The following is a 23,209-nucleotide window of genomic DNA, read 5'->3' as shown; positions in this document are numbered from 1 at the left end:
TCTCCGAGCGTATCCGCGCCAGGCCCTAGGCTGAACCCTATGAACGCCTGGCCGATCACCCTCGACGACGTCCGAGGGGCCCACAAGATGCTCTCGGGCCTCGCCCGTGTCACCCCCATGGAGAGCAGCCGCTACCTCTCGTCGCTGATCGGCGCCCCGGTCCAGCTCAAGTGCGAGAACCTGCAGCGCACCGGTTCGTTCAAGCTGCGCGGCGCCTACGTGCGCATCGCCGGGCTCTCGCCCGCCGAGCGCGCGGCCGGGGTCGTCGCCGCCAGCGCGGGCAACCACGCGCAGGGCGTGGCACTCGCGGCGAACACCCTCGGCGTCCGCTCGACGGTCTTCATGCCCGTCGCGGCGCCGCTCCCCAAGGTCGCCGCGACCCGCGACTACGGTGCCGACGTGCGCCTGGTCGGCGACCACTTCGATGCGACGCTCGAGGCGGCGCTCCAGTACGCCGAGACCACCGGCGCCGTCTTCATCCACCCCTTCGACCACCCGGACGTGGTCGCCGGCCAGGGCACCGTCGGCCTGGAGATCCTGGAGCAGTGCCCCGAGGTGCGGACCATCCTGGTCGGCACGGGCGGCGGCGGCCTGCTCGCGGGCGTGGCGGCAGCGGTCAAGCAGGTCCGCCCCGACGTGCGGGTGCTCGGCGTCCAGGCGGAGGGCGCGGCCGCGTACCCGCCGTCGCTGCGGGCCGGCCGCCCGGTCACGCTGGAGAAGTGCGGGACGATGGCCGACGGCATCCAGGTCCGCCGCCCCGGCGAGGTGCCGTTCCAGATCATCAACCAGCTCGCCGACGGCGTGCTGACCGTCAGCGAGGACGCGCTGGCGCGGGCCCTGCTGGTCTGCCTGGAGCGGGCCAAGCTCGTGGTGGAGCCGGCGGGAGCGAGCCCGGTCGCGGCGCTGCTGGAGCACGGCACGGAGATCGAGGGCCCGGTCGTCGCGGTCCTCTCGGGCGGCAACATCGACCCGCTGCTGATGCAGCGCGTGCTGCGGCACGGCATGGCGGCCGCGGGCCGCTACCTCTCGCTCCGTCTCCGCATCAACGACCGCCCCGGCGCGCTGGCAGACCTGCTCAGTGTGCTGTCGCGCACGGACGCGAACGTGGTGGACGTCGCGCACGTGCGCACCGACCCGAAGCTGGGCATCGGCGAGGCGGAGGTGGACCTGCACCTGGAGACCAAGGGCGGCGAGCACTGCGCCTCGGTCGTCGCCGAACTCCGCGAGTCGGGCTACGTGGTGCTGTCGCAGGCGTAGGAGTCGCACTCACCTCGGGGGCGCGGGGCTCCGCCCGTCAGCGGCTCCGCCGCGGGGCGCGAGCAACCACGGGGTGCGGACGGCCCTGCTCGTTCGGGAGCTGGCCGCACCGGGTGGCTTGTCGCGCGGTTCCCCGCGCCCCTGGGTGGCGCGACTTCCGCCGATGGACATGCGACGGCTGCCTTCATGCGCGAGGCTGGGGAGATCGCGTTGTTGATCGCCGGAGGGAGCGGGAGTCGATGAGCGAGGCAGCCATCTCCGCCGAGGGGCTGGTGCGGACCTTCGGGGACGTGCGGGCGCTCGACGGTGTGGACCTGGACGTGCCGGAGGGCACCGTGCTGGGGCTGCTCGGCCCCAACGGGGCCGGGAAGACGACGACGGTGCGGGTGCTCACCACGCTCCTGCGGCCGGACTCGGGCAGAGCCACCGTCGCCGGCGTCGACGTGCTGAAGCACCCGGACAAGGTGCGCAGCCTGATCGGGCTGTCCGGCCAGTACGCAGCCGTCGACGAGTACCTGACCGGGCAGGAGAACCTGCAGATGGTCGGCGAGCTCTACCAGATGTCCGCGCGCGAGGCCAAGGCGCGAGCCAAGGAGCTGCTGGAGTGGTTCAACCTCTCCGACGCCGCCGGGCGGATCGCCAAGACCTACTCCGGCGGCATGCGCCGCCGCCTCGACCTCGCCGCCGCGCTGGTGGTCCGGCCGCCGGTGATGTTCCTGGACGAGCCGACCACCGGACTCGACCCGCGCAACCGGATGGCCCTGTGGGAGGTCATCGAGCAGTTGGTCGCCGAGGGCACCACGCTGCTGCTGACCACGCAGTACCTGGAGGAGGCCGACCGCCTCGCCCACGACATCGCCGTCGTCGACCACGGCCGGGTCATCGCCCGCGGCACCGCGGACCAGCTGAAGGCGCAGATCGGCGGGGAGCGCGTCGAGGTGGTCGTCACCGATCCCGCGATGCTGGCCACGGCCGTGGCCGCACTGGCGCCGTACGCCATCGGCGAGCCCACGGTCGAGCCGCACACCCGGCGGATCACCGTGCCGGTGAGCGGCGGCGCCCGGGTGCTCGCGGACGTGATCCGCGAGCTGGACGCGAACGACGTCCTCATCCACGACATCGGTCTGCGCCGCCCCACCCTCGACGACGTCTTCCTCTCGCTCACCGGTCACGTGACCGAGTCCGGTGAGGACACGGACGGGGACGCGGACGGGGAGAAGCCGGAAGAGGCCGCCACGAGCAGGAAGAAGGCCCGGGTATGACCGCCACGACGCTCACCACCGGCGCGGCGCCGCGGCAGATCCGCGGCGGCGTGGTCGGGATGCTGCGGGACTCGTGGGTGGTCGCGAAGCGGAACCTTCGCCGGATGACCCGCATCCCCGAGATCGTCGTCTTCGGGCTGATGCAGCCGGTCATGTTCGTGCTGCTGTTCACCTACGTGATGGGCGGCGCCATCCAGGTGCCGGGCGGCGACCCGAACTCCTACAAGCAGTACCTGATGGCGGGTATCTTCGCGCAGACCGTCACCTTCGCGGTGGCCGGGGCCTCGGCCGGCATCGCGGAGGACATGACCAAGGGCCTGGTGGACCGGTTCCGGTCGCTGCCCATGGCGCGCGCGGCCGTGCTGGTCGGCCGGACGCTGGCCGACCTGGTGCAGACCGCGTTCACGGTGCTGGTGCTGGCGATCGTCGCCTTCCTCATCGGGTGGCGGATCAACAACGGCTTCCTCCAGGCGCTGGGCGGCTTCGGCCTGCTCCTGCTGCTCGGCTACGCCTTCTCCTGGATCGGCGCGCTGATCGGTCTCTCCGTGCGCAGCCCCGAGGCGGCCACCTCGGCCGGGCTGATCTGGCTGTTCCCGCTGACCTTCGTCTCGAACGCCTTCGTACCGGTCTCCGGGATGCCGAGCTGGCTCCAGCCGATCGCCAACTGGAACCCGTTCAGTGCCACGGTGCAGGCCTGCCGCGAGCTGTTCGGCAACCCGACCGGGGCCCCGAACACGTCCTGGCCCATGCAGCACGCCGTCTGGGTCTCGGTCGGCTGGTCGCTGCTGATCATGGCGGTCTTCTCGTACCTGTCCGTACGCAAGTACCGCTCCGCCACGGCCTGAGGTCGGCCCGGCGGAGCGGTACGGGGGAGCGTCGCGGGAGGTCTCAGCCGGTGTAGGGCTTGGCCTCGGTGATCTTCACGTTCGCCTTGCGGCCGTTCGGGAGCTCGTAGGTCACGTCGGTGCCGACCTTCTGGCCGACGATCGCGCGGCCCAGCGGCGACTGCGGGGAGTAGACCTCGATGTCGCTCGACGCGGCCTCGCGGGAGCCGAGCAGGAAGGTCATGGTGTCGTCCAGGTCGCCGTCGAAGGCGACCGTGACGCTCATGCCGGGGCCGACCACGCCGTTGTCCGCGGGAGCCTCGCCGACCTTGGCGCGCTCCAGGAGCTGGGTGAGCTGGCGGATGCGCAGCTCCATCTTGCCCTGCTCCTCGCGCGCGGCGTGGTAGCCGGCGTTCTCCTTGAGGTCGCCCTCTTCGCGGGCCTGCTCGATCTTCTGCGCGATCTCGTTGCGTGCCGGACCCGACAGGTGCTCCAGCTCGGCACGGAGCTGGTTGTACGCCTCCTGGGTGAGCCAGGTGACGTTGTCGCTGGTCTGGGTCACTGGTGCTCCTCGTAGGTACTGGGATACAAATCATCGCCCGCTCGGGGAGAACGGGCGAAACCCCCACCCTAACAATTCCGGCGCGAAGAGTCAGGAGCAGCCGACGAGCTCGCCGGTGGTGCCGCGAGCTGTGGTCTTCAGCACGACCGTCGTCTGCGCCTCGCCGCTGCCCTTGGGGATCTCGACGCTGAGACGGCCGACCTCGTCGCCGTTGTCGTCGCGGGAGCGGACCGTGCAGGAGACCGCCTTGTCGGCGGGCTTGCTGACCTGGAGGGTGATCCTGACCTCGTGGTCGGAGACCACCCGGAAGGTCTGGAGTTCTCCGTTGACGCTCTGGCCGGAGGCGTACTTGTAGCCGATCGCGGCGACCAGGGCCACCACCAGCGCCACGGTGACGTAGTAGAGGCGCTTGCCGCGCACCTTGGCCTTCGCCTCGTCGCGGCGGCCGTAGCGGCCCGCGGGGGGTCGGGTCGGAGCCGCGGCGGGCGCGGGTCCTACGTCCGGGGTGGTATCCGCCATCGGACTTTGGCCTCCTTCGGGGGTTCCGCTCATGATCGCGGAATCAACGGCATGCCCCTGTCCGTCACTATAGGAGTCTGTACCGAAGACGAAGGGCACAGGGGCAGTGACTGAGCAGTTGCGACTGATGGCGGTGCACGCGCACCCGGACGACGAGTCCAGCAAGGGCGCGGCCACCATGGCGATGTACGTCTCACGCGGTGTGGACGTGCTCGTCGCCACATGTACGGGGGGCGAGCGCGGTTCGGTGCTGAACCCCAAGCTCCAGGGCGACCCGTGGATCGAGGAGAACATCCACGAGGTCCGCGCCAAGGAGATGGACGCCGCGCGGGAGATCCTCGGCGTCAAGCAGGCATGGCTGGGCTTCGTCGACTCCGGCCTGCCGGAGGGCGACCCGCTGCCGCCGCTGCCGGAGGGGTGCTTCGCGCTCCAGCCGGTGGAGGAGGCGGCCGGCGCGCTGGTGAAGCTGATCCGCGAGTTCCGTCCGCACGTGGTCACCACGTACGACGAGAACGGCGGCTACCCGCACCCGGACCACATCATGACCCACAAGATCACGATGGTGGCCTTCGACAAGGCGGGTGACCCGGACGCCTACCCCGAGGCGGGCGAGCCGTGGCAGCCGCTGAAGGTCTACTACAACCAGGGCATCTCCCTGGAGCGGATCAGGGCGCTGGACGCGGCGATGAACGAGCGCGGTCTGGAGTCCCCGTACAAGGAGTGGATCGCCCGCTGGGAGGACTCGGACCGCAAGCCGCGCGAGATCACCACGAAGGTGCCCTGTGGCGACTTCTTCGAGATCCGGGACAAGGCGCTGATCGCCCACGCCACCCAGATCGACCCGGACGGCCCGTGGTTCCGGGTGCCCCTGGAGATCCAGCGGGAGGTCTGGCCGACGGAGGACTACGAGCTGGCCCGCTCGCTGGTGGACTCCACGATCCCGGAGGGAGACCTGTTCGACGGGATCCAGGTGGGTGCCGCCAAGATCTCCAACGCCTCCTGAGACCATGGACTCGTGATGACTGCCATGCACCCCGCCGCCACCGCCCTGCTCGCCCTGGACCAGAACAAGGTCACGCCGGGCATCCTCGGCTTCCTGGTCTTCGCCGCACTGGGCGCGGGCACCTGGTGGATCCTCAAGGCGATGAACCGTTCGCTGGGCAAGGTCGACTTCGTCGAGGAGCCCGAGCCCGTCGCCGCCGAGGACCTCAAGAAGCCGTAACGCGAGACGCGAGCTGTTCGCTATTGCGAACAACTTGCAACTAAATATCACCAGCCCCTACGGTGGATCGGCAGCTGATCCACGGAGGGGTGTGTGGCATGGGGACGATCACGCGCATCAAGGGCGCTCTGACCCGGCGCGAGTGGGCCCGGCTGGGGGGCATGGCGGCGTTCGTCCTCGCCCTGCACGTCGTCGGGTGGGGGGTCCTGGCGCTGATCGTCGCCCCCCACCACTACCAGGTGGGCACCCAGGTCTTCGGCATCGGCATGGGCCTGACCGCCTACACGCTCGGCATGCGGCACGCCTTCGACGCCGACCACATCGCGGCGATCGACAACACCACGCGCAAGCTGATGGGTGAGGACAAGCGCCCGCTCTCGGTCGGCTTCTGGTTCTCGCTCGGCCACTCGTCCGTGGTCTTCGGCCTCTGCCTGCTGCTCTCCTTCGGCGTGAAGGCCCTGGCGGGCCAGGTGGAGAACGGCTCCTCGACACTGCAGAGCGTCGCCGGGACCATCGGCACGACCGTCTCCGGCGTCTTCCTGATGCTGATCGCCGTGATCAACGCGGTGGTGCTGGTCGGCATCATCAAGGTCTTCAGGAAGATGCGCGGCGGCCACTACGACGAGGCCGCGCTCGAGGAGCACCTGAACAAGCGCGGGCTGATGAACCGCATCCTGGGCCGGGTCACCAAGGCCGTCACCAAGCCGTGGCACATGTATCCGGTCGGCCTGCTGTTCGGCCTCGGCTTCGACACCGCCACCGAGGTCTCGCTGCTGGTGCTCGCGGGTGGCGCCTCGGCGTTCTCGCTGCCCTGGTACGCGATCCTGACCCTGCCGGTCCTCTTCGCCGCTGGCATGTCGCTGCTGGACACCATCGACGGCTCGTTCATGAACTTCGCCTACGAGTGGGCGTTCTCGCAGCCGGTCCGCAAGGTCTACTACAACATCACCATCACCGGGCTCTCGGTGGCGGTCGCCGTGATCATCGGCGGCATCGAGCTGACCGGGCTGCTGGCCGAGAAGCTGAACATCAGCGGCGGCGTGGTCGGCTGGATCGCCGGGCTGAACCTGAACAACGTCGGCTTCGTGATCGTCGGGCTCTTCGTGGCCACCTGGGTGGTGGCGCTCGCGTTCTGGCGCTTCGGCCGGGTCGAGGAGAAGTGGGCGCTCGCGCCCGCCACCGGCGAGGAGTAGGACCTTCGTCAGGTCCAGGTCGGGACGTTGCACCGCAGATTCGGCGCCGGGTGCGGCGCGAATCTGGGAGGTATGCAACAGGTAAGCCAGCGCACCACAGCCGAACCGGAGTCCGTACCAGCGCCGGGAGCAGAACCCGACGGCGCCCAGTACCGTCCCGGAAGGACCATCACCGACTGGAAGCCCGAGGACGAGGCCTTCTGGCTGACCCGGGGCCGCAAGGTCGCCGCCCGGAACCTGTGGATCTCCGTCCCGGCCCTGCTGCTCGGCTTCGTGGTCTGGCAGGTCTGGTCCGTGACGGTGGTCAACCTGCAGGCCGTCGGCTTCCCGTTCAGCGCCTCGCAGCTGTTCTGGCTCACCGCGGTGCCCGGCCTGACCGGCGGCACGCTGCGGATCGTCTACACCTTCGTGATGCCGCTGGTCGGCGGGCGCAGGTGGACCGCGCTCAGCACGGTCGTGCTGGTGGTCCCGCTCGCCTGGCTCGGCTTCGCGGTGCAGGACACCTCGACGCCGTACTGGGTGATGCTGCTGATCGCCGCGCTGTGCGGCATGGGCGGCGCCAACTTCGCCTCGTCCATGGTCAACATCGGTTTCTTCTACCCCAAGCGCCTCAAGGGCAACGCGCTCGGCATCAACGGCGGGCTCGGCAACCTCGGCGTCTCGGTGGTTCAGCTGGTCGCCCCGCTGGTCGTGACCGCGGGTGTGCTGCTGGCCCCGGCCGGCGGGCCGCAGGCCAAGAAGGCGGGCGGGCAGGTCTGGCTCCAGAACGGCGCCCTCCTCTGGATCCCGCTGCTGCTGGTGATGGCCGGGCTGGCCTGGTTCCTGATGAACGACCTCAAGGCCTCGGCAGCGCCCTTCCGCAAGCAGCGGGTGGTCTTCAAGCGCTCCAACACCTGGCTGATGACCTGGCTCTACGTCGGCACCTTCGGCTCGTTCATCGGCTTCGCGGCGGCGCTGCCGCTGCTGATCAAGACCACCTTCACCCCGCTGAACCCGGCCTACTCGGCCACCACCTACGCCTGGCTCGGCCCGCTGTGCGGCGCGCTCACCCGCTGGGGCGGCGGCTGGCTGGCGGACCGCATCGGCGGCGCGAAGGTCACCCTGATCTCCTTCGCCGGCATGGCGGCGTCGATCGTGGCGGTCATCGCCTTCCTGCCGTCCGGCGGCGCGGGCGGCAACTTCTGGGGCTTCCTGATCGCGTTCCTGTGCGCGTTCTCCTTCTCGGGCCTCGGCAACGGCTCGACGTTCCAGCAGATCCCGGTGATCTTCCGCAACCGCGCGCTGCGGGCCGCCTCCGGCAAGGGCGAGGCGGCACAGGCCGCGGCGCTGCGGCAGGCGGAGATGGAGTCCGGCGCGGTGACCGGGTTCTCCTCGGCGATCGCGGCGTACGGGTTCTTCTTCATCCCGGCGATGTTCGCGAACTTCTCGGTGACCAGTGCGCTGTGGAGCTTCGTCGCCTTCTACGGCACCTGCCTCGTCGTCTGCTGGCTCCGCTACGCACGCCGCGGCGCGCCCGACCCGAGCTAGGGCCTGACCGGTCCCGGAGCCGGTCCGGGTCAGTGGTGGAAGCCGCTCCTGGCCTGCACGCCGTGCTCGGTTCCCGGGCTCGGCTGGGCCTGGAGCTCGGGAATGAGCCGGGCCAGGTCGTTCAGGAGCATGTCGGCCAGGTCGAGGGTGAACCCGTTGCGGATGACGATACGGATCACCGCCAGATCGGTCCGGTTCTCCGGGAAGGTGTACGCCGGGACCAGCCAGCCGCGTTCGCGGAGCCTGCGGGAGACGTCGAACACGTCGAAGGACGTCACGTCGTCCGTCGTGGTGAAGGCGAAGACGGGCAGCTCGTCGCCGCGCGTCAGCAGCCGGAAGGGGCCGAGGGCGGCGATGCCCTCGGCCAGCCGGATGGCGACGTCACGGCTCGCCTGCTGGACGGCCGTGTAGCCGGCGCGGCCCAGACGGAGGAAGTTGTAGTACTGGGCGATCACCTGCGCGCCGGGGCGCGAGAAGTTGAGGGCGAAGGTCGGCATGTTGCCGCCGAGGTAGTTGACCCGGAAGACCAGTTCCTCCGGCAGCGCCTCCGCGTCACGCCACAGTGCCCAGCCGACGCCGGGGTAGACCAGGCCGTACTTGTGGCCCGAGGTGTTGATCGACGCGACGCGCGGCAGACGGAAGTCCCAGAGCAGGTCCGGGTCGAGGAAGGGCGCGATCATGCCGCCGGACGCGCCGTCGACGTGGACGGGGACGTTCAGGCCGGTGCGCTCCTGCAGTGCGTCCAGCGCGTCGGAGATCTCCTTGACCGGCTCGAAGCTGCCGTCGAAGGTCGAGCCGAGCACGGCGACGACACCGATGGTGTTCTCGTCGACCAGGGCCAGCGCGGACTCCGCGTCGAGGTGGAAGCGGTCGCCCTCCATGGGAGCCAGTCGGCACTCGACCTCCCAGAAGTTGCAGAACTTCTCCCAGCAGACCTGGACGTTGGCGCCCATCACCAGATTGGGTCTGGCGGTGCCGTTGTCGTACTTCTCCCGGTTGCGCTGCATCCAGCGACGCTTCAGGGCCATTCCGGCCAGCATGCAGGCCTCGCTGGAGCCCGTGGTGGAGCAGCCCACCGCCTGGGTCGGATCCGGCGCGTGCCACAGGTCGGCGAGGATGTTCACACAGCGGCGCTCGAACTCGGCCGTCTGGGGGTACTCGTCCTTGTCGATCATGTTCTTGTCGAGGCACTCGCCGATGAGCTCGGTCACCTGCGGGTCCATCCAGGTGGTCACGAAGGTGGCGAGGTTGAGCCGCGCGTTGCCGTCGAGCAGGAGCTCGTCGCGGATCAGCTGGTGGGTGATTGCGGCCGGGAGCGGGCCCGGCGGAATCCGGTTCTTCGGGACCGCCTGCTCCATCCCGTTGAGGAGGTCCTCCACGCCGGTCACGCGCGGGAGGTCCAGTGGGTGTTGCTTGTCCTGTCCCTGATGCAGCGCCATGTGGTCCACCCTAGGCGCGGCAGCCGCCGCGGTCGCGCCGGGAAACGCTTGCTTCGAGTGCGCTCCAAGAGCGTTGGATGGGCGTCATGGAATACACGCAGCTCGGACGCACCGGGGTCAAGGTCAGCCGTCTCGTCCTCGGCACGATGAACTTCGGCCCGCAGACCGACGAGGCCGCAAGCCACGACCTGATGGACGCCGCCCTCGACGCGGGGATCAACTTCTTCGACACTGCCAACATCTACGGCGTCACCGAACACAAGGGCCTGACCGAGGAGATCCTCGGCTCCTGGTTCGCCAAGGGCGGCGGCCGGCGCGAGAAGGTCGTGCTGGCCACCAAGGTCTACGGCAACATGATCGACGGTGAGGGCATCGTCGACGCCTCCTGGCCCAACTTCGACCGGCTCTCGGCCGTCAACATCCGCCGGGCCGTCGAGGCCAGCCTGCGCCGGCTCGGCACGGACCACATCGACGTCTACCAGTTCCACCACGTCGACCGGCTGACCTCGTTCGAGGAGATCTGGCAGGCCGTCGACGTGCTGGTCCAGCAGGGCAAGATCCTCTACGCGGGCTCGTCGAACTTCGCCGGCTACAAGATCGCCCAGGCCAACGAGACCGCCCGGCGCGGGCGGCTGGGGCTCGGCCTGGTGAGCGAGCAGTGCCTGTACAACCTCGTCGAGCGGCGCGCCGAGCTGGAGGTGATCCCGGCGGCGCAGGAGTACGGGCTCGGGGTCATCCCGTGGTCGCCGTTGCACCAGGGCCTGCTCGGCGGTGCGCTGCGCAAGGAGGCCGAGGGGAGCGGCGCCCGCACCAGGGTGGGCCGCTCGGCGGCGGGGCTCGGCGATCCGGTGCTGCGCGCCAAGGTGCAGGCGTACGAGGACCTGGTGGCCAAGCACGACCTGGAGCCCGGTGAGGTGGCGCTGGCCTGGCTGCTGACCCGACCCGGCGTCACCGGTCCGATCGTCGGCCCGCGCACCCGGGAGCAACTGGACTCCGCGCTGCGCGCGGTGGAGCTGACGCTCTCGGCGGAGCTGCTGGCCGGGCTCGACGAGATCTTCCCCGGCCCGGGCCCCGCACCGGAGGCGTTCGCCTGGTAGTCCGGCGCGCGGCGGGTTCAGGCGGGGTTCGGGCGGGGTTCGCCGGGGTTCGCCGGGGTTCGCGGTCAGGACGGCGGCTGGTAGCCGGGGTCGAGGCCCCGGCCGATGTCCTCGGGCACCATGACCGGGGAGAAGGTCACCTCGGCGCCGAGCTCCTGGAAGAACGGCTCGGCGATCGACGGCATCTGCGCGGGTTCCTTCATGTCGAACACGACGAAGCCGCCTCGCTGTCCGTCGATGGTGGCGAAGTAGGCGGCTTCGGGCTGGAGGCGGCCGAGATTGGTCTGCATGAACTCGGCGAGACGTTTGTCGGTGATGGCCTGACTGGTCTTGTCGTTGTCGAGGCGGATCGTCATGAGCATGCGCATGAGTTCCACCTCCTTTCGTCGGTGGGCTACGCATCCATCGTCGTCCCGCCCGGGGGGTGCCGCACGCCCAGCCCGGCGACCCGTTCGCGCAGCAACGCGCGCTCGGCCTCGTTGCGGGTGAGGGCCGCCGCGCGCTCGAACTCCGCACGCGCCTCGTCCGCGCGGCCCAGGCGCGCCAGCAGGTCCCCGCGGACGCTGGGCAGCAGGTGGTAGTCGCGCAGCGCGGGCGCCCCGGCCACCGCGTCGAGCACCGCGAGGCCCGCCTGCGGCCCCTCGGCCATGCCGACGGCGACGGCCCGGTTCACCTCGACGACGGGGGAGCCGGTCGACGCGGCGAGCGCGCCGTAGAGGCGGGCGATCGCCCGCCAGTCGGTGGTCTGCGCGGTGGGCGCGCTCGCGTGGCAGGCGGCGATCGCCGCCTGCAGGGCGTAGGGCCCGGGCCTCTCGCCCCGGGCGCGGGCCCGCTCGTCGGCGCGGGCGAGCGCCGCGAAGCCGCGGCGGACCAGCAGCCCGTCCCAGCGGGACCGGTCCTGGTCGAGCAGCAGCACCGGCGCGCCGGCCGAGTCCACCCGGGCGCGCGACCGGGAGGCCTGCAACTCCAGCAGCGCCGCCAGTCCGTGCACCTCGGGCTCCTGTGGCAGCAGCCCGGTGAGGACACGGGCCAGCCGCAGCGCGTCCTCGCACAGGGCGGGGCGCATCCACTCCTCCCCGGCGGTGGCCGAGTAGCCCTCGTTGAAGACGAGGTAGACCACCTCCAGCACGGAGGCCAGCCGTTCCCGCAGCTCCGCGCCTTGCGGCACCTCGAAGGGCAAGCGCTTGGCGGCGATCGTGCGTTTGGCGCGCACGATCCTCTGGGCGACGGTCGGCTCCGGCACCAGGAAGGCGCGGGCGATCTCGTCCGTGGTCAGCCCGCCGAGCAGCCGCAGGGTCAGCGCGACGCGCGCCTCGCGGCCCAGCACCGGGTGGCAGGCGGTGAAGACCAGGCGCAGCAGGTCGTCCTGGATCCCCTTCGGGTCCGCCGCCTCCGGCTCCCAGCTTCTGAGCTGCTGGGCGATCTCCTGCTCGTGGCCGAGCAGTCGCAGTCTGTGGGCGAGGCGCTCGTTGCGCCGGATCCCGTCGATCGCGCGGCGCTTGGCGGTGGTCGTCAGCCAGGCGCCCGGGTTGCGCGGCACGCCCTCGGCGGGCCACTGCTCCAGCGCGGCGACGAGGGCGTCCTGGGCCAGCTCCTCGGCGAGGTCGAGGTCCCGGACCAGCCGGGTCAGCCCGGCGATCAGCCGCGGCGCCTCGATCCGCCACACCGCCTCGACGGCGGCGCGGGCGTCGCCGCCGGCCCCGGTGCCTGCCCCGGTGCGGGCCGGGGTGGTCGGGTCGGTACCCGTGTCGGTGGTCTCGTTCTCCGCCTTCTCCGCCACGGGTACCAATGACAGCACGCCCGGGTCTACTCCGGGGACTCGACCTGGCGGATCTCGGTCTCGATGTCCCACTCCGGCCCGTGCAGGGCCAGGAAGCGGGAGGCCCAGGCCTTGGCCTCGGCCTGGTCGGCCACGTCGAGCATGCAGTAGCCGCCGATGAACTCCTTGGCCTCCGCGAACGGGCCGTCGACCACGGTCTGCTGTCCGCCGGTCTGCCGGATCCGGACCGACTCGTCCAGCGGGCGCAGGCCGCCGGTGTCGACGAGTACACCCGCCTTCGTCATGTCGGCGATCAGCTCACCCATCTCCGTCATCAGCTTCTCGTCGGGACCGGCTTCCGGCAGTGTGGCGGGGTCGAGACGGAGCAGCATCATGAAACGCATGGCGGTGTCCTTTCGGGTGGTTCGGTCCGAGCCTTTCGTGAACGCGTCGTTCGGCGCGACCCGGAATCGACACCCGCCGCGAAGAAATCTCAGACGGATCGGTTCACAGCCGCGTCGCGGCGGACCGCCGTCGGCGTCGCGGCCCACCAGCGCCGGCAGCAGCGGGTGAGCGCCGACTGCTCGGAGAGCCCCAGCAGCGCGGCGATCTGCGAGAGCGGCAGGTCCGTCGCGGTCAGGTACCGGTGCGCGGCGTCGCGGCGCTCCGCGTCGAGGATCTGCGCGAAGGTGGTGCCGTGGTCGGCGGCGGCCAGCTCCAGGGCCCTCCCGGCGGCGTGGTCCAACTTCGCGCTGTGCATCGGCTACACCAACGCCTCCTGGTCCCTGCGGGCCGACCTCACCTCCCGGCTGGTCTGCAAGGTCCTGGGCCACATGTCCCGCCACGACTACGCGGCCGTCGTCCCCCGCCCCGAGGGCCCGCTGGCCGAGCGCCCCCTGCTCGACCTCGCCTCCGGTTGCGTCCAGCGTTCCGTCGCCGCCTTCCCCCGCCAGGGCGACCGCCGCCCCTGGCAGGTCCGCCAGAACTACCTCCTGGACGCGGCCACCACGCTGCGCACCCGACTGGACCGCACCCTCGTCCCGACCCCGCGCTCCGCCGTCCGCGGCGGTGCCGCACCCGCGTCCGTGCCGCACCCGCGTCCGTGCCGGAGGTCGAGTAGGTCCGACGCGGCGCGTCTCACACGTAGGCGCGGGGGTGGGGCGCCGCGGCCGTGACGCCGGTCCGGTTCTCGCGGCCGGTCAGGAGGCGGCCGCGCAGGACGATGGTGCCGAGACGCACGACCACCTCGCTGAGGGCCATCAGGACCAGGGCGGCCACCCAGGCCTGGCCGCTGGTGATGTGGTGGGCGGCGGAGAAGTGGGCCAGCTGGGTCTCTCCGGAGGTGTGCGAGGACCAGACGGCGAAGCCGAGCCTGAAGCCCATGCTGAGGACCCACAGGGCGGCGGCGCCCGCGGTGGCCTTGACGCGCACGGAGCCGTCGAGCGTGCGGACGCGGGTGAGCAGGCCGCCGAGCAGGCCGAACGTCACGCCGATGCCCGTGAACAGCCCCACCAGGACGGCGTCGTTCCCGGCGGTGGGGATGGAGTGCAGGTAGCTGTAGGCCACCCAGCCGACGATGCCCAGCGGCAGCAGCACGGTGCGCGCCGTGAGCCGCTCCTCGCGCAGCTGGCGGAAGACGATGAGGAGGAGAGCGAGGTCGATGATCCAGTCGGTGAGCGTCATGCGTCCGACTATGGGTTCCGGCGGTGCGCAAGTGCTCAGCCCCTGGATGGAACCCCGGGTGGACCCGCGCGTCCACCCGGGGATGGACAAAAGCCTCCCGATCCGCGCATCACGGCGCGGGGCGTGAAACGCTACTGCGCATGAACCGGCTCGCGGACGCCACCTCGCCCTATCTCCAGCAGCACGCCGACAACCCGGTCGACTGGTGGGAGTGGGGTGACGAGGCGTTCGCCGCGGCGCGGGAGCGGGACGTGCCGATCCTGCTGAGCGTCGGCTACGCCGCCTGTCACTGGTGTCATGTCATGGCGCACGAGAGCTTCGAGGACGCCGGGCTCGCGGAGTACCTGAACGAGCACTTCGTCGCGGTGAAGGTGGACCGCGAGGAGCGGCCGGACGTGGACGCGGTCTACATGGAGGCCGTGCAGGCCGCCACCGGGCAGGGCGGGTGGCCGATGACGGTGTTCCTGACGCCCGAGGGGGAGCCGTTCTACTTCGGCACGTACTTCCCGCCGCAGCCCCGGCACGGCCTGCCCTCGTTCCGGCAGGTGCTGGAGGGCGTCGCCGACGCGTGGCGGGGACGGCGCGAGGAGGTCGCCGAGGTGGCGCACCGGATCGTGCACGAGCTCAGCGGGCGCGGCGGTGTGTACGCGGGGCTCGCCGCCGCGGACGTGCCCGGGGCGGAGGCGATGCGGCAGGCGCTCGCGGGTCTCGGGCGGGAGTTCGACGAGCGGAACGGCGGGTTCGGCGGCGCGCCGAAGTTCCCGCCGTCGATGGTGCTGGAGTTCCTGCTGCGCCACCATGCCGCGACCGGCTCGCGGGCCGCGCTGGACCTGGTCGAGCGCACCTGTGCGGCCATGGCCCGCGGCGGCATCCACGACCAGCTCGGCGGCGGCTTCGCCCGCTACTCGGTCGACGCACGCTGGGTCGTGCCGCACTTCGAGAAGATGCTCTACGACAACGCGCTCCTGCTCCGGGTCTACCTGCACCTGTGGCGGGCCACCGGCAGCCCCCTCGCACGGCGCGTCGCCGAGGACACGGCGGACTTCCTGCTGCGTGAACTGCGCACACCCGAGGGTGGCTTCGCCTCCGCGCTGGACGCGGACAGTGCCGGGCCGGACGGCGGCCACCACGAGGGCGCCTTCTACGTGTGGACGCCCGGGCAACTCGTCGACGCGCTCGGCGAGGAGGACGGCCGCCGCGCGGCCGAGCGCTACGGGGTGACGCCGCAGGGCACCTTCGAGGAGGGCGCCTCCGTCCTGCAGTGGCCGGGCGAGGACGAGCCCGGCGACGCGGACGAGCAGACGCGGGTCCGGCTCCTCGCCACGCGTGACCTGCGGCCGCGTCCCGCGCGGGACGAGAAGGTCGTCGCCGCCTGGAACGGCCTGGCGATCGCCGCGCTCGCCGAGGCCGGCGCGCTGCTCGACCGTCCGGACTGCCTCGACGCGGCGGTCGTCGCCGCCGCGCTGCTGCTGGACGTGCACCGCGACGCGGCGGGCCGGCTGTGCCGCACCTCGCGTGACGGGGTGGCCGGGAAGAACGCCGGCGTGCTGGAGGACTACGGCGACGTCGCCGAGGGTCTGCTCGTCCTGCACGGCGTCACCGGCGACACGCGCTGGCTCGACGCCGCCGGGGACCTGCTCGACGTGGTGTTGACCCGGTTCACGGACGAAACGTCAGGAGCGCTCTACGACACGCCCTCCGACGGTGAACAGCTGATCCGCCGCCCGCAGGACCCGACCGACAACGCCGCGCCCTCCGGCTGGACGGCGGCCGCCGGTGCGCTGCTCTCCTATGCCGCGCTCACCGACTCCGAGCGCCACCGCACCGCCGCCGAGCGTGCGTCGACCGTCGTCACGCCGCTGGCCGGGCAGGCGCCGCGCTTCGTCGGCTGGGGGCTCGCGGTGGCGCAGGCGCTGCTCGACGGACCCCGCAAGGTCGCTCTCGCGGGAGCGCCGGATGATCCGGCCACCGCCGCGCTGCGCCTGGCCGCGCTGTCCGGAACGGCGCCCGGTCTGGTGGTGGCGGTGGCCGGCCCGGAGCAGCCGCTCGTCGACGGGTCGCCAGCCGCCTACCTCTGCCGCGGGTTCGTCTGCGAGGCACCGGTCACCGATCCGAAGTGGCTCGCCGAAGGCCTTCGTTCGGTGCCCGGCCCGCCGCAGGAATAAGGAAATCCGGTCTATTGTGGAAACTCTTTTCCCTTGCTGTGCAGCGCGGTTGGCACAACATCAAAGAATCGACCAATAGGATGAGTGGGCTGCGCGGACCTGACAGGTAGTGTGCGTCACATCACACATTCCCAGTCGGGTATGTGGACCTGGGAGGTCCGGTGGGGGAACGGCTCAGTTTCAGGATCCTGGGCCCACTGACGGTGACGGCGGGTTTACGGCCGATCGCCGTCGGTGGTGCTCGCCAACGCACCATCCTCGGCATGCTGCTGTTGCGCGCCGGCCGGATCGTGCCGGTGGACGCCTTGGTCGACGAGGTGTGGAGCGGGAGGCCACCGGCGACCGCGAGAACCCAGGTCGCGATTGTGATCGCCGCCCTGCGCAAGGCCTTTCGGGCCGAGGGTGCCGGCGCCGAGATCATCGTGACCGTGCACCCCGGCTACCAGTTCAACCCCGACGGTCACCACCTGGACTCGACCGACTTCAGCCGGCTCGTGGCCGAGGCCGAGCTGGCCGCGCGGGCCGGGCGGCTGGAGGACGCCTCCCGGCTCTACGGCGAGTCCCTGGAGCTGTGGCGGGGGCCGGCGCTGTCCGGCGTCACCGGATCCCTGGTCGAGGACGAGGCCGCACGCCTGGAGGAGCAGCGGCTCAACGCCTACGACGACGCCACCGCCGTCGGGCTGGAGCTCGGCCAGGACCAGGAACTCGTCCCGCGCCTGGCGCTCGTCGCCCGCGAACACCCGCTGCGGGAGCGCACCCGCCACCACCTGATGCTGGCTCAGTACCGGTCCGGGCGCCGCGCCGAGGCACTGGAGACCTTCCGTGAGGCCCGGCGGCAGTTCATCGAGGAACTCGGCATGGATCCGGGCCCGTTGCTCCAGGATCTGCACGACGCGGTGCTGCGGGACGACCCGGCGCTCACCCTGGCCGCCGCCCAGCCCTCGCGGGCCGAAGCGCAGGGTCACGCGCGCGCGGCGACCGGCACCGTCGCCGAGACGGCGGTGACGGTCGCGGCCGAGCCGCCGGTCGAGGTGGGGGTGATCCCGTCCGAACTGCCTCCGGACGTCCCGGGTTTCACCGGGCGCGAGGAGGAGCTGAAGTGCCTGGACAGCTTGCTCGGGACAGTCGAGTCCGATCCCTCGCGGAGCACCGCGCCGACCGTCGGCCTGGTGACGGGCGTGGCCGGCGTCGGCAAGACCGGCCTCGCGGTGCGCTGGGCGAACCGTGTCGCGGAGCAGTTCCCCGACGGCCGCCTCTTCGTCGACCTGCGCGGCTACGACGAGCAGTCCGAGGCGGTCACCACCTCCGACGTGCTGGGCCGGTTCCTGCGGTCGCTCGGGGTGCCGAGCCAGCGGATACCGGCCGGGCTCGAGGAGCGGACCGCCCTCTACCGCAGCGTGCTGGCCGACCGGCGGGTGCTGCTGGTCCTCGACAACGTCCGCACCTTCGCGCAGATCCGCGCGCTGCTGCCCGGCCGGGGCGGCAGCTGCGTGCTGATCACCAGCAGGGAGCAACTGGAGCAACTGGTCACCTGGCCCGCCGAGGCGCGGGTGCACCTGGGCCTGCTGCCGGCGTCGGACGCCGCCGAACTGCTCTGCCGGATCGTGGGCCGGCCGCGGATAGAGGGCGCCCCCGACGCGACGGACCGGCTGGTCGAACTCTGCGACCGGCTGCCGCTCGCCCTGCGGATCGCAGGTGCCCGGCTCGCCTCCAAGCCGCACTGGACCGCCCACCACCTGGTCAGCCGGCTCAACGACCAGCGGCGGCGCCTTGACGAGCTCAGCCAGGGGGAGTCCCAGATCCGGGCGAGCTTCGCGATGAGCTACCGCTACCTCTCCGACAAGGCGGCCAGGCTCTACCGCCGCCTGGGCCTGCTCGACGTCCCCGACTTCACCGCGTGGGTGGGCGCGGCCCTGCTGGACACCGGCGTCATGAACGCGGAGCTGCTGATCGAGCAGCTGATCGACGCGCAGTTCGTCGAGGTGGTCGGCGTGGACGCGACCGGCGCCTTCCGCTACCGGCTGCAGAACCTGATGCGCCTGTACGCGGGGGAGCGCGCCGTCGAGGAGGAGCCCGAGGCCGAGCGCGCCGCCGCCCGGGACCGGGTCTTCGGCACCTACCTGACCATCGCCCAGGAGGCGCACCACCGGGAGCACGTGGGCGACAACAGCGTCGTCCACAGCACCGCCGAGCGCCTCGACGTCCCCGCCACCCTGCTGGAGGAGCTGCTGGCCGACCCGCTGGAGTGGTACGAGGCCGAGCGGCTCTCGCTGATCGCCCTGATCCAGCAGGCCGCCCGCGCCGGGCGGGCGGACGTCGCCTGGGACCTGACCGCGTCGATGATCCGGCTGTTCGAGACCCGCAACTACACCGAGGACTGGCGGGTCTGCGCGCAGCTCTCGCTGGAGGCCTCCCGGCAGGCCGGTGACGTGCTGGGCCAGGCCGTGATGCGGCACTACCTCGGGTCGATGCACCTGTACCTCCAGCGGTTCGACCCGGCGGTGACCGAGCTGGAGGCCGCACTGGAACTGCACGAGCGGGCCGGCTCCGCCCTCGGCCGGGCCATGACGCTGCGGAACCTGGCCATCGTCGACCGGATCCAGGGCCGGCTGGACCTCGCGCTGGAGCGCCTGGAGGAAGCCCTGGACGGTTTCCGCCAGGCCGGCGACCTGGTGCAGGAGGCCCACGCGCTGACCAATCTGGCGCAGGTGCGCACCGACCAGGGGCGGGCCGAACTCGCGGTCGACCTCGCGCTGGAGGCGGTGCGGCTGTGCGAGCGGCTCGGCGACGGCGAGGCGGAGAAGCGGGGTCTGGCCCAGGCGGAGCACCGGCTGGCCCGGGCCTATCTGGCGCTGGACCGGTACGCGGAGGCGGAGGCGGCCTTCGCCCGGGTGGCGGAGATCTCCCGGGGCAAGTCCGACGTCATGGGGCTGGGTTACGCCCTGTGGGGGCTGGGCGAGAGCAGGCTCGCCGCCGGTGATCCGGCCACCGCTCTGCACCATCTCGACGAGGCACGGGAGTTGGCCCAGCGCACGGTCAGCCCGCTGATGGAGGGGCAGATCCTGCTGGTGCGCGCACAGTCCCGCGTCGCCCTCGGCGACCCGGCCACCGCCCGCGACGACCTCACCGCCGCCGTCGTGGCGTTCTCCACCGTCGACGCGCCCAGCTGGCAGGCCCGGGCCCGGGAGGCGCTCGGCGAGCTGGGGTGAGCCGGAGCCGGTCCGCCGTCGCGGCCGGGTCGGCGGCATAGGGCTCCGATAGGTCGGCTTCCTAGCGTGCAGGCACGCCTTGTTGCCGACCTGTGGAGTCTGCCATGCCGCCGACCATCGGGGCTCCGTCGTTCGCCGTCGTACCCGGTACCCAAGTGGAGCGGGTGCTGCGGGGCCGTCACCGTGAGGTGGTGCGGCTGATCGAGGAGACGTACCGCCTGCACGGGGCGGGGGACACCGTCAACCCTCCCTCCTACTTCCTCCGGTTCCCTGACCGGCCCAGCTCGCGGATCATCGCCCTGCCCGCGTCCGTCCGAGGTCCCGCGCCGACGGACGGGATCAAGTGGATCTCCAGCTTCCCCGAGAACGTGGCGCAGGGACTGCCGCGCGCCAGCGCCGTGCTGATCCTGAACGATCCGGCCACCGGATACCCGCTGGCCTGTCTCGAGTCGTCCATCATCAGCGCCGTCCGCACCGCCGCCTCCGCCGCGCTCGCCGCGGACCGGCTCTCGGCGGGGCGCGGGCGTCCGCGCCGGATCGGCTTCATCGGGCTCGGCCTGATCGCCCGCTACATCCACGAGTACCTGGCCGGCACCGGCTGGGAGTTCGAGGAGATCGGGCTCTACGACCTGAGCACGGAGCACGCCGCCGGCTTCGCCGACCACCTGCACCGGTCGGGCGCGGCCGACAGCGCAAAGGTGGAGATCAAGGCCACGCCGGAGGCCCTGATCCGCGACAGCGACCTGGTCGTCTTCGCGACGGTGGCGGGCGTCCCGCACGTCACCGAGCCGCGCTGGTTCGACCACAACCCGCTGGTCCTGCACGTCTCGTTGCGGGACCTGGCCCCCGAGGTGGTCCTCAGCGGCCTGAACGTCGTCGACGACGTCGAGCACTGCCTGAAGGCCGACACCTCCGTCCACCTCGCCGAACAGCGCACCGGCAGCCGTCAGTTCGTCGACGGGACGCTGTACGACGTGCTCACCGGCCGGCTGGAGATCCCCGCCGGCGTTCCGGTGTTCTTCTCCCCCTTCGGTCTCGGCGTGCTCGACCTCGCGGTCGGCAGGCACGTGCTGGACACCCTCCGCGGGACCGGGGACCTCGCCGTCGTGGACGGCTTCTTCCACGAGCTTCGTCGTTATGGCTGACCGCCGAAGGAGGACCTGGTGACCACACTGCTCGATCCCCCCGTGCCCGCCACCGCGGGCACGGGGGCTCCCGTCTCCGTGCACGTCACGGAGGACCGGCTCGCCCCGCACTCGGCGCTGCGGCTCTACGCCGCGCTCAGAGCGCGCGGCGAGCCGGACGTGTTCCTGCTGGAGGGCCTGGAGGGGCCCGGCGCCGACCCCGGCGTCACGGTGCTGGGCCGCGGAGCGCTGGCGGAGATCCGGGTGCTGCCCGACCGGGTGGACCTCTCCGGGCGCGCCCCGCTGGTACGGGCCCTGGCCCGGGTCGCGGAGGAGTGCGGACTGGCCCCGCAGGGGGCGGTGACCGGCAAGGACGGCCCGGTCTACGGGTACGGCCTCGCCGGACCCGAGGAACTGTGGGCGTTCCTGCGTGCCGTCAACGGCGTCTTCGCGGTGAGCGACGGCGCGTCCGGTGCGTCCGGAACGCCGGGTGCGTCCGGGGCGTCCGGGCCCGGGGCCGGGTACGCCTTCGGTTTCCTGGCCACGGTCGGCTACGGCGCCGCCTGGCACATGGAGCAGCTGCCGCCGCGCACCGCCCCCGAGGGCGGCTGGGAGCGCGAGCCCGACCTGGTGCTCACGCTGTTCCGGCAGACCCTCTGGTACGAGGACGTGGCCGGCACGGGCGCGCCCCGGCTGCTGACGGCGTCCAGCCCGCACTTCGGCGACCGGCGGGCCGCCGCGGCGGACGGCCGTCAGGCACCGGAGGCCGAGGAGCTGGGCCGGATCGCGGCCGTGTCGGCCGCCGGGCCCGGCAGCCTGCCACCGGTGCCCACGGCGCCCGCGCCGACGCACGTCGGGCGCACCGTGGACGAGCCGGTCTTCCTGGAGCGGGTCGAGCGCGCCCTCGGGCACATCGCCGTCGGCGACATCTACCAGATCCAGCTGGGCCACCGGATCGAGGTGGAGACGACGCTGAGCCCGTTCGACGTCTACCGGCGCCTGCGGGCGCGGAACCCCTCCCCCTACATGTACCTGGTGCCGCGCGGCGGCCAGACCCTGATCGGGTCCAGCCCCGAGGTCCTCTTCCGGTGCGAGGACGGCGAGCTGGTGATGCGCCCGATCGCCGGCACCACCCCGCGCAGCGGCGACCTTGAGGTCGACGCGGCCCGGATCGCGGAGCTCACGGCCAGCGAGAAGGAGCAGGCCGAGCACGTGATGCTGGTCGACCTGTGCCGCAACGACGTCGGCCGGGTCTGCCGGCCGACGACGCTGGCCACCGAGGGCATGATGACGGTCGAGCGTTTCTCGCACGTCTTCCACCTGGTCTCCACGGTGCGCGGCGAGCTCGCGGCCGGGGAGGACGTCTGGTCGGTGCTGGCGGCGACCTTCCCGGCCGGAACCGTCACCGGGGCACCGAAGATCCGCGCGATGGAGCTGATCCAGGAGCTGGAGCCGGAGCCCGCGCAGCGCGGCATGTACGCCGGCGCCGTGGGCCTGATCGACCTGCGTGGCTGGTCCCAACTGGCCCTGTGCATCCGCACCGTGGTCCACGACGGGGAGCGGTTCGCCACGCGCAGCTGCGCCGGGATCGTCGCCGACTCCGACCCGCGGGCGGAGTGGCGGGAGACCCTGCACAAGATGGGAGCCGCCTACTGGGCGCTGACCGGTGAGGAGTTGCGGTCGTGAGAGTCCTGCTCGTCGACGCCTACGACAGTTTCACGCACATCATCGACCAGTACCTGCGCACCCTCGGGGCGGAGACCGAAGTCGTGCGCTCCCGCACCGAGACACCCGAGCGCCTGGCCGAACGGCTGCCCGACGCCGTGGTGCTGGGGCCCGGACCCGGGCATCCGGCCGAGTCCGGGCACGTCGAGCTGGTGCACGCCTTCGCGGGGCGCGTGCCGCTGCTCGGCATCTGCCTGGGACACCAGGCCATCGCACTCGCCTACGGCGGCCGGGTGACCGTCGCGGACCGGCTCAAGCACGGCAAGACCAGCGAGGTGAGCCACGACGGGGCCGGCGTCTTCCGCGGCCTGGGCGGTGGGGGCCAGGGGACCATGAAAGTGACGCGTTATCACTCCCTCATCGTCGCCGAACCCCTGCCCGACGGGCTCGTGGCCAGCGCCCATGCCCTGGACGACGGATATGTCATGGGTCTGCGGCATCGCACCGACGCGGTGGAGGGGGTGCAGTTCCACCCCGAGTCCATCACCACGGTCGGCGGACTGCGGCTGCTCGACAACTTCCTCGCGGCCCGGGTCTGATTCGGGGCGCACGATATCACCGCAGGTCAGCGGCGCGGAGTCCCCTCGGGGGCTCCGCGCCGCCACGTTCGGCGCGAGCTCGGGGACGGCTCCGGCGAGGCTC

21 protein-coding genes are annotated in these 23,209 nt (G+C 71.8%); 13 read left to right on the top strand and 8 right to left on the bottom strand.

What is annotated here, in order from left to right; genetic code table 11:
• The first annotated feature begins 39 nt into the window (after nt 1-39).
• The 3 genes from ilvA (at nt 40) to ABH931_RS26545 (ending at nt 3,364) form a co-directional block, all read left to right on the top strand.
• Nucleotides 40-1,257, top strand: coding sequence for a threonine ammonia-lyase (gene ilvA, locus ABH931_RS26555; RefSeq protein ID WP_370118161.1), 1,218 nt, complete (start codon nt 40-42; stop codon nt 1,255-1,257).
• Nucleotides 1,258-1,496: 239 nt separating this feature from the next.
• On the top strand, nt 1,497-2,519 hold the full coding sequence (locus ABH931_RS26550) for an ATP-binding cassette domain-containing protein (RefSeq protein ID WP_370118158.1): 1,023 nt from the start codon (nt 1,497-1,499) through the stop codon (nt 2,517-2,519).
• Nucleotides 2,516-3,364, top strand: coding sequence for an ABC transporter permease (locus ABH931_RS26545; RefSeq protein WP_370118155.1), 849 nt, complete (start codon nt 2,516-2,518; stop codon nt 3,362-3,364). The genes ABH931_RS26550 and ABH931_RS26545 overlap by 4 nt, the downstream gene beginning before the upstream one ends.
• A 43-nt stretch (nt 3,365-3,407) precedes the next feature.
• On the opposite strand, the gene greA is transcribed toward ABH931_RS26545, so the two are convergent.
• Nucleotides 3,408-3,905, bottom strand: coding sequence for a transcription elongation factor GreA (greA, locus tag ABH931_RS26540; protein ID WP_370118152.1), 498 nt, complete (start codon nt 3,903-3,905; stop codon nt 3,408-3,410).
• Between the two features lie 90 nt (nt 3,906-3,995).
• Nucleotides 3,996-4,424: a DUF4307 domain-containing protein gene (locus ABH931_RS26535; protein ID WP_370118150.1), complete on the bottom strand. Its 429-nt coding sequence runs from the start codon at nt 4,422-4,424 to the stop codon at nt 3,996-3,998.
• A gap of 106 nt (nt 4,425-4,530) precedes the next feature.
• On the opposite strand from ABH931_RS26535, the gene mca reads away from it, so the two are divergent.
• The 4 genes from mca (at nt 4,531) to ABH931_RS26515 (ending at nt 8,366) form a co-directional block, all read left to right on the top strand.
• Nucleotides 4,531-5,427 carry a mycothiol conjugate amidase Mca gene (gene mca / locus ABH931_RS26530; RefSeq protein ID WP_370118147.1) on the top strand — a complete coding sequence of 299 codons (897 nt, stop codon included), beginning with the start codon at nt 4,531-4,533 and terminating at the stop codon, nt 5,425-5,427.
• Between the two features lie 15 nt (nt 5,428-5,442).
• Nucleotides 5,443-5,646, top strand: coding sequence for a hypothetical protein (locus tag ABH931_RS26525; RefSeq protein ID WP_370118144.1), 204 nt, complete (start codon nt 5,443-5,445; stop codon nt 5,644-5,646).
• 98 nt (nt 5,647-5,744) lie between these two features.
• Nucleotides 5,745-6,839 (top strand): HoxN/HupN/NixA family nickel/cobalt transporter, encoded by a 1,095-nt coding sequence (locus ABH931_RS26520; protein WP_370118141.1) that lies wholly within the window; start codon nt 5,745-5,747, stop codon nt 6,837-6,839.
• Nucleotides 6,840-6,911: 72 nt separating this feature from the next.
• Nucleotides 6,912-8,366, top strand: coding sequence for a NarK family nitrate/nitrite MFS transporter (locus ABH931_RS26515; RefSeq protein WP_370118139.1), 1,455 nt, complete (start codon nt 6,912-6,914; stop codon nt 8,364-8,366).
• A 29-nt stretch (nt 8,367-8,395) separates the two neighbouring features.
• Here ABH931_RS26515 and ABH931_RS26510 read toward each other — a convergent pair whose 3' ends face one another.
• Complete coding sequence (locus ABH931_RS26510) at nt 8,396-9,805, bottom strand: glutamate decarboxylase (RefSeq protein WP_370118136.1); 1,410 nt, start codon at nt 9,803-9,805, stop codon at nt 8,396-8,398.
• 86 nt (nt 9,806-9,891) lie between these two features.
• Between ABH931_RS26510 and ABH931_RS26505 the strand changes: the two genes are divergently transcribed.
• Nucleotides 9,892-10,902 (top strand): aldo/keto reductase, encoded by a 1,011-nt coding sequence (locus tag ABH931_RS26505; RefSeq protein ID WP_370118133.1) that lies wholly within the window; start codon nt 9,892-9,894, stop codon nt 10,900-10,902.
• A gap of 65 nt (nt 10,903-10,967) precedes the next feature.
• Here the strand turns inward: ABH931_RS26505 and ABH931_RS26500 are convergent, their stop codons facing one another.
• From ABH931_RS26500 to ABH931_RS26480, 5 genes are all read right to left on the bottom strand, one after another.
• The gene (locus tag ABH931_RS26500; protein WP_370118130.1) at nt 10,968-11,270 is read right to left on the bottom strand and encodes a hypothetical protein; all 303 of its coding nucleotides are present in this window, start codon (nt 11,268-11,270) and stop codon (nt 10,968-10,970) included.
• Nucleotides 11,271-11,296: 26 nt separating this feature from the next.
• Nucleotides 11,297-12,568, bottom strand: a complete 1,272-nt coding sequence (locus tag ABH931_RS26495; RefSeq protein WP_370118236.1) for an RNA polymerase sigma factor — start codon at nt 12,566-12,568, stop codon at nt 11,297-11,299.
• 140 nt (nt 12,569-12,708) lie between these two features.
• A complete protein-coding gene (locus ABH931_RS26490) occupies nt 12,709-13,065 on the bottom strand; it encodes a YciI family protein (protein ID WP_370118127.1) in 357 nt (118 codons plus the stop codon).
• Nucleotides 13,066-13,154: 89 nt separating this feature from the next.
• Nucleotides 13,155-13,421, bottom strand: coding sequence for a helix-turn-helix domain-containing protein (locus ABH931_RS26485; protein WP_370118125.1), 267 nt, complete (start codon nt 13,419-13,421; stop codon nt 13,155-13,157).
• A 377-nt stretch (nt 13,422-13,798) separates the two neighbouring features.
• Nucleotides 13,799-14,344 carry a hypothetical protein gene (locus ABH931_RS26480; protein ID WP_370118123.1) on the bottom strand — a complete coding sequence of 182 codons (546 nt, stop codon included), beginning with the start codon at nt 14,342-14,344 and terminating at the stop codon, nt 13,799-13,801.
• Nucleotides 14,345-14,484: 140 nt separating this feature from the next.
• Here ABH931_RS26480 and ABH931_RS26475 point away from each other — a divergent pair, with 140 nt between their 5' ends.
• From ABH931_RS26475 to ABH931_RS26455, 5 genes are all read left to right on the top strand, one after another.
• Nucleotides 14,485-16,509: a thioredoxin domain-containing protein gene (locus ABH931_RS26475; protein ID WP_370118120.1), complete on the top strand. Its 2,025-nt coding sequence runs from the start codon at nt 14,485-14,487 to the stop codon at nt 16,507-16,509.
• Between the two features lie 143 nt (nt 16,510-16,652).
• Entirely contained in the window at nt 16,653-19,718 is a 3,066-nt protein-coding gene (locus ABH931_RS26470) for a BTAD domain-containing putative transcriptional regulator (protein WP_370118117.1), read from the top strand.
• Between the two features lie 104 nt (nt 19,719-19,822).
• The gene (gene sbnB, locus ABH931_RS26465) at nt 19,823-20,863 is read left to right on the top strand and encodes a 2,3-diaminopropionate biosynthesis protein SbnB (RefSeq protein WP_370118115.1); all 1,041 of its coding nucleotides are present in this window, start codon (nt 19,823-19,825) and stop codon (nt 20,861-20,863) included.
• An 18-nt stretch (nt 20,864-20,881) separates the two neighbouring features.
• Nucleotides 20,882-22,528, top strand: a complete 1,647-nt coding sequence (locus ABH931_RS26460) for an anthranilate synthase component I family protein (RefSeq protein ID WP_370118112.1) — start codon at nt 20,882-20,884, stop codon at nt 22,526-22,528.
• Entirely contained in the window at nt 22,525-23,106 is a 582-nt protein-coding gene (locus ABH931_RS26455; protein WP_370118109.1) for an aminodeoxychorismate/anthranilate synthase component II, read from the top strand. Before ABH931_RS26460 ends, ABH931_RS26455 begins: the two co-directional genes overlap by 4 nt.
• The last annotated feature ends 103 nt before the right edge of the window (nt 23,107-23,209 follow it).

It is taken from the genome of Streptacidiphilus sp. MAP12-33 (genome assembly GCF_041261265.1).
Classification (GTDB): Bacteria; Actinomycetota; Actinomycetes; order Streptomycetales; family Streptomycetaceae; genus Streptacidiphilus.
This window is presented reverse-complemented; position numbering and strand designations above follow the sequence as displayed.